At 37.1% G+C, this 4,103-nt stretch carries 4 protein-coding genes and 1 tRNA gene; 2 read left to right on the forward strand and 3 right to left on the reverse strand.

Annotated features, from left to right (window positions below):
* Positions 1 to 111: 111 nt before the first annotated feature.
* Positions 112 to 183, reverse strand: a tRNA-Glu gene (locus CYK18_RS10575).
* Positions 184 to 244: 61 nt separating this feature from the next.
* Positions 245 to 1,600, reverse strand: coding sequence for a 23S rRNA (uracil(1939)-C(5))-methyltransferase RlmD (rlmD, locus tag CYK18_RS10580; protein WP_050235961.1), 1,356 nt, complete (start codon positions 1,598 to 1,600; stop codon positions 245 to 247).
* A gap of 37 nt (positions 1,601 to 1,637) precedes the next feature.
* On the opposite strand from rlmD, the gene recX reads away from it, so the two are divergent.
* Both recX and ntdP read left to right on the forward strand, forming a co-directional pair.
* Positions 1,638 to 2,414: a recombination regulator RecX gene (gene recX, locus CYK18_RS10585; protein WP_101786493.1), complete on the forward strand. Its 777-nt coding sequence runs from the start codon at positions 1,638 to 1,640 to the stop codon at positions 2,412 to 2,414.
* Positions 2,415 to 2,502: 88 nt separating this feature from the next.
* On the forward strand, positions 2,503 to 3,036 hold the full coding sequence (gene ntdP / locus CYK18_RS10590; RefSeq protein WP_101786495.1) for a nucleoside tri-diphosphate phosphatase: 534 nt from the start codon (positions 2,503 to 2,505) through the stop codon (positions 3,034 to 3,036).
* Positions 3,037 to 3,106: 70 nt separating this feature from the next.
* Here ntdP and CYK18_RS10595 read toward each other — a convergent pair whose 3' ends face one another.
* The gene (locus CYK18_RS10595) at positions 3,107 to 3,874 is read right to left on the reverse strand and encodes an epoxyqueuosine reductase QueH (RefSeq protein WP_000567567.1); all 768 of its coding nucleotides are present in this window, start codon (positions 3,872 to 3,874) and stop codon (positions 3,107 to 3,109) included.
* Positions 3,875 to 4,103 lie beyond the last annotated feature (229 nt).

Genomic DNA, 4,103 nt, shown 5'->3' on the forward strand with positions numbered 1-4,103 from the left:
TTCTCTCAAGTGACAACTATATTAGTATATCACAGTCGCTTTCGCTTGTCAACACTTTTTTGAAACTTTTTTAAACTTTTTTTCATCAAGTGTTTCAACCGCAACATACCATAGTCCGTACGGGATTCGAACCCGTGTTACCGCCGTGAAAAGGCGGTGTCTTAACCCCTTGACCAACGGACCTGAGTTGTTATTTTCAACTCTTACTATTATACCGACTTTTTATTTTTTGTCAACTACTTTTTTAAACTTTTTTTATTAATTTTACAACAGCCTCAGTTCGAGCTGTATGTGGGAACATATCGACCGACTGGATATAATGAAGATCATAGACTTCTACTAAGCGCACTAAATCACGAGCCAAAGTCGAAACATTGCAAGAAATATAGACCATTTTTTCTGGTACATAGGTAAGAATTGTATCTAATAACTTGTCATCCAGACCTGTACGTGGTGGATCTACGATCAGAGCATCTGCTCGGTAGCCTTCCTTATACCAGCGAGGAATAATCTCTTCCGCTGTTCCTGCTTCGTAATGTGTGTTGTCAAATCCCATTCTTTTAGCATTTCGCTTAGCATCTTCAATGGCTTCTGGAATAATATCCATACCTCTGAGTGTTTTAACTTTCTTTGCGAAGGCAAACCCAATCGTTCCAACTCCACAATAAGCGTCAATCAAATGGTCTTCTTTAGTAACATCCAAGGCTTTTACCGCCTCGTTATAAAGAACTTCTGTTTGTTCAGGATTTAGTTGATAGAAAGCTCGAGGAGATAGTGAAAATTCATAATCGAGGACACCTTCTTGAATACTCTCTTGCCCCCAGATAATCTCTGTCTTTTCACCATAAATCTCACTGGTTTTAGCTGTATTTGTATTCACAGCTACTGTCACAACTTCTGGGAAATCTTTAACTAAGTCTTTTACTAGTTGGGTTAAATTAAGCTGACGGTTTGTAACAATAATAATCTGAACCTGTCCAGTCTTTCTTGCTCGTCGGACCATAATAGTCCTAACACCTAGAACTTTTCTCTCATCCGTGATTGGAATCTGGTGATAAGTAAGCAATTCTGCTAGACGATTAGCAATCACTTGGGTTTCCTTATCTTGTACTAGGCAGTCTTTCAACTCTACCAAATAATGAGAGTTTTGTGCATACAAACCTGCCTTGACCTGATTTTTAAATTTTCTAGTCTGAAATTGTAACTTAGCACGATAGTACTTGGGTTCCTGCATTCCAATAGTTGGACGAATTTCATAGTTTTCATATCCTGCAGGGGCGAATTTTTTCAGTGCTTGGTGAAGTAGGTCCGTCTTGAACTCCAGCTGCTTATCATAATGCAGGTGCATGATTTGGCATCCTCCGCATTCATTATAAATAGTACAAGCTGGCACAACTCGGAATTTTGACTTCTTATTAACCTTTAGTAATTTTGCTTCAACAAAATTGCGTTTAATAGAGGTAATCTGACAATAGATATCTTCTCCTTTTAGGGCTCCAGGTACAAAGACTAATGTTTTTTGATAAAAGCCGATTCCCTCACCATTAATTCCCATGCGCTTGATTTTTAATGGTATTTTTTGTTTCACTTTCAGATTCATACCCCTATCTTATCACATTTTGAGTTATAATAGAACTATGAAAATCACAAAACTTGAAAAGAAAAAAAGACTCTATCTGATGGAGCTTGATAATGGTGACAAATGCTACATTACTGAAGATACAATTGTTCGTTTTATGTTATCGAGAGATAAGGTGATAAGCGAAGAGGAATTGAAGGAGATTCAGGACTTTGCCCAATTTTCTTATGGTAAGAATCTAGCCCTCTATCACCTTTCATTTAAAGCACGTACTGAAAAAGAGGTCAGAGAATATCTGAAGAAATATGATATTAATGAAAAAATAGTTTCTCAAGTCATTGCTAATCTTAAAGAAGATAAGTGGATTAATGATAGCCAGTACACTTATGCTATCATCAATGCCAATCAACTTTCAGGAGACAAGGGGCCTTATATACTGACTCAGAAATTAGCACAAAAAGGAGTTTCAAAATCTACTATAGAAGAGATTCTGAAAGAATTTAATTTTTCGGAAGTTGCTCAACGTGTAGCTAATAAACTCTTGAAAAAATATGAAGGAAAACTTCCAGCTCGTGCCTTGCAAGATAAGATTCTCCAAAACTTGACCAACAAAGGATTCTCTTACTCTGATGCTAAAAGTGCCTTTGATGAGTTGGATAGTCAAGTTGACCAAGAAACAACTCAGGAACTCATCTTCAAGGAACTTGATAAGCAATATGCCAAGTATGCCCGAAAATATGAAGGATACGAACTTAAACAGCGTTTAACCCAAGTTTTAGCACGAAAGGGCTACGATTTTTCGGATATAGCAAACGCTCTCAGAGAATATCTTTAATATTTTCATGTAAAATTCACAGATTTTAGGTAATTTTATGGTACAATAGTAAACGATAAACTTATAAATTGTAGAAAGTTGGTTAGTTATGAAGCTTCCAAAAGAAGGCGACTTTATTACAATTCAAAGTTATAAGCATGATGGGAGTCTCCACCGAACTTGGCGGGACACCATTGTACTAAAAACAACAGAAAACGCCATTATTGGTGTCAACGATCATACACTTGTTACCGAAAGTGATGGTCGTCGTTGGGTCACTCGAGAACCGGCTATTGTTTACTTTCACAAGAAATATTGGTTTAATATCATTGCCATGATTCGTGATAATGGAATTTCCTATTATTGCAATATGGCTAGCCCCTACTATCTGGATGAAGAAGCACTGAAGTATATTGATTACGATTTGGATGTTAAAATTTTTACAGATGGAGAAAAACGTCTCTTGGACGTTGAGGAGTATGAGCGTCACAAACGCAAAATGAATTATTCTGATGACTTGGACTATATTTTAAAAGAACATGTCAAAATTCTTGTTGATTGGATTAACAATGGACGTGGTCCTTTCTCAGAAGCCTATGTAAACATTTGGTACAAGCGCTATGTAGAACTAAAGAATCGGTAAAGTTGTCAAACTAGGGTGAAAGCCCTGGTTTTTTTATTTGAAAAACCCAGTTTTTCAGCTGGGTTGGTCTCTATATATCTAATTTTGTAACTGTAAATTTGATGTGGGAATAGTCTTTTTCAACATCCTTATCCAGCAAGAAAGCTGTGGCATCCTTCTTAACTTGAACCAGATCAATATTCTGGGCTTGAGCTGCATAGACGCATCCACAATAACATTGACGGTAAATGTCATACTCTTCACACATCTCTACCGAACGTTTGTAACCTTGATTTTTCTTGAAATCGCTGGGAAGATAGTGGGTGGTATAAATCTTTTGCACATCGATTCCGATGCTGTTGATGGTCTGAGAATTCTTATGAGGACTGATGGTCAAGGCTGAGCCAAAGTAGTCAAAGCCCAAATCCATAGCCACTTGCGCTGTTTTATCCAGGCGGTAGTCAAAGCAAACCTTACAACGGTCGCCACCTTCAGGCTCTTCTTCCAAACCTCGAACCAGTTTACGATATTCGTTGGGTTCATAAGGCGCTTCTAGGTACTGAACCGTATTTCCTGTTCGCTCATTGAAATCACTGACAAATTTCTTGGTAACATAGGCACGCTTATGGTATTCTGCCTTGGGATGGATATTAGAATTGGCAAAATAGATAGTCACATCTGCATACTTGGTCAAATATTCTAGAGTATAGGTACTGCAAGGGGCACAGCAAACATGCATGAGAATAGTTGGACGTTGCTCATTTTTCTCCCATACTTGTACCATCTTCTGCATGACACGGTCATAATTAATCTTCTGATTGGGGTTCATCTTGCTCAGAATTTCTTCTACATCGATCATGTTCTTCTCCTTTTTCTAGTCTTATTTTATCATATAAATTAGGAGAGCTCAAATCTATTTAAAAGTGAATAGCATAAAAAGAGGGATAGACATTCCCAATGTCATTAAGTTAAGAAATTCAAATACAATTCTGTATTTGGGTTTCTTTTTTATGTGATAAACTTATAGTTAAGGAGGGATTTCCCATGATAAAACAAATAAAAGCCCACTTGAATAATAGTATTCAGAG

The sequence above is a fragment of the Streptococcus mitis genome (assembly GCF_002860865.1).
Classification (GTDB): Bacteria; Bacillota; Bacilli; order Lactobacillales; family Streptococcaceae; genus Streptococcus; species Streptococcus mitis_AT.

What these genes read in the sequence shown, in the direction of transcription:
- rlmD (WP_050235961.1), bottom strand. Translation starts at nt 1,600, where the DNA reads ATGAATCTGAAAGTGAAACAAAAAATACCATTAAAAATCAAGCGCATG.
- ntdP (WP_101786495.1), top strand. Translation starts at nt 2,503, where the DNA reads ATGAAGCTTCCAAAAGAAGGCGACTTTATTACAATTCAAAGTTATAAG.
- recX (WP_101786493.1), top strand. Translation starts at nt 1,638, where the DNA reads ATGAAAATCACAAAACTTGAAAAGAAAAAAAGACTCTATCTGATGGAG.
- CYK18_RS10595 (WP_000567567.1), bottom strand. Translation starts at nt 3,874, where the DNA reads ATGATCGATGTAGAAGAAATTCTGAGCAAGATGAACCCCAATCAGAAG.